Here is a 1,963-nt window from a genome sequence, read left to right on the forward strand (position 1 = left end):
TGTCGGCGGCGCTTGAAAACTAGACAGTAGCGGCGCTCGAAAAGTGGACACTCTGCCGACGATTGGAGTGTGATCACTATGGAGGACTGGGCGTTGATCAGGAGGCTGGCCGCTGAGGGCGTGCCGAAGGCCAGGATCGCCAGGAGGTTGGGCATCTGCAGGACGACGGTCATCAAGGCCATCGCCTCGGGCGACCCTCCGAGGTACGAACGGGCGCCGGCAGCGACGTCGTTCACCCCGTTCGAGCCACGGGTGCGTCAGCTGCTGGCGGACACCCCGGACATGCCCGCGACGGTGCTGGCCGAGCGGGTCGGGTGGACCGGCTCGATCCGCTGGTTCCGCGACAACGTGAACAGGCTGCGGGCGGACCACCGCCCGATCGACCCGGCCGACCGGCTGACCTGGGCGGCCGGGGACGTCGCGCAGTGCGACCTGTGGTTCCCGCCGCGCAAGATCCTGCTCGAGGACGGCTCCCGCACCCTGCTGCCGGTGCTGGTGATGACCAGCGCGTTCTCCCGGTTCATGCTCGGCCGGATGATCCCGACCCGCAAGACACCGGACCTGCTGCTCGGGACCTGGTCGCTGCTGGAACAGCTCGGTCGGGTGCCGCGCCGGCTGATCTGGGACAACGAACCCGGTATCGGACGGGGGAAGGTGACCGAGCCGGTCGCCGTGTTCGCCGGGACCCTGGCCACCAAGGTGGTGCTGCTGCCGCCGCGGGACCCGGAGTCCAAGGGCATCGTCGAGCGCCGCAACCGCTTCTTCGAGACATCCTTCATGCCCGGACGGCACTTCGGGTCCCCGGCCGACTTCAACGACCAGTTCACCCACTGGCTGGGCACCGCCAACGCCCGGGTGGTGCGCACGACCAAGGCGCGCCCGGTCGACCTCCTCACCGCGGACAAGGACGCGATGCTGGCGTTGCCGCCGGCCCTGCTGCACCTGGGGTGGCGCAACCACGTGCGCCTGGGCCGTGACTACTACGTGCGCGTCGACACATCCGACTACTCCGTGGACCCGAGGTCGATCGGGGCCCGCGTCGACGTGTCCGCCGACCTGGACACCGTCCAGGTCCGCCACGGCGACCGCCTGGTGGCCCAGCACCCACGCCGCTGGGCCCGCGGCATGACCGTCACCGACCCCGCCCACGTAACCACCGCCGCCCGGTTGCGGCACGCCTACCAGCACCCTGCCCCACCACCGTCGCCGGACGAGGATCTGGTGCGTGACCTGGGCGAGTACGACCGGGCCTTCGGCCTGGACACCGACCAGGTGGACCCATCGTGAGCACCAAGCCCGCTCCCGCGACCGAGACGCTCAAGCAGATCACCCACCTGGCCGCCGCACTGAAAGCACCGCGGATCACCGAGTCCGCCGCGCGGCTCGCCGACCACGCCCGCGACGCCGGGTGGACCCACGAGGACTACCTGGCCGCCGTCCTGGAGCGCGAGGTCGCCGCCCGCAACGCCTCCGGCGCCCGGCTGCGCATCCGCGCCGCCGGCTTCGGTGCGGTCAAGACGGTCGAGGACTTCGACTTCGACCACCAGCCCGGTGCCCGCACCCCGATCCAGGCCCTGGCCTCCGGGGCCTACCTGGCCGAGCACCGCAACGTCGTCCTCCTCGGACCACCGGGCACCGGCAAGACCCACCTGGCCACCGCCCTCGGAGTCAGCGCCGCCCGGCAAGGACACCGGGTCCTGTTCGCCACCGCCACCGACTGGGTCGCCCGCCTGAGCGAGGCCCACGACCGCTCCCGGCTTCCCGCCGAGCTGACCCGGCTGCGCCGCTACGGCCTGATCATCGTCGACGAGGTCGGCTACCTACCCTTCGAGCAGGACGCGGCCAACCTGTTCTTCCAGCTCGTCTCATCCCGGTACGAGCACGCCTCCCTCATCCTGACGTCCAACCTGCCGTTCAGCTCCTGGGCCGGCGTCTTCGGAGACCAGGTCGTGGCCGCCGCGAT

General features: G+C 71.0%; 2 protein-coding genes. Both read left to right on the forward strand.

The window, feature by feature from the left end; translation table 11 throughout:
• Window positions 1-69 precede the first annotated feature (69 nt).
• Window positions 70-1,287 (forward strand): IS21 family transposase, encoded by a 1,218-nt coding sequence (gene istA / locus ACI3ET_RS16285; protein ID WP_405034118.1) that lies wholly within the window; start codon window positions 70-72, stop codon window positions 1,285-1,287.
• On the forward strand, window positions 1,284-1,963 hold a 680-nt coding region (gene istB / locus ACI3ET_RS16290), incomplete at its 3' end, for an IS21-like element helper ATPase IstB (protein WP_405034119.1). The genes istA and istB, both read left to right, overlap by 4 nt.

This window comes from Ornithinimicrobium jinqii, assembly GCF_045032595.1.
Taxonomy (GTDB): Bacteria; Actinomycetota; Actinomycetes; order Actinomycetales; family Dermatophilaceae; genus Ornithinicoccus.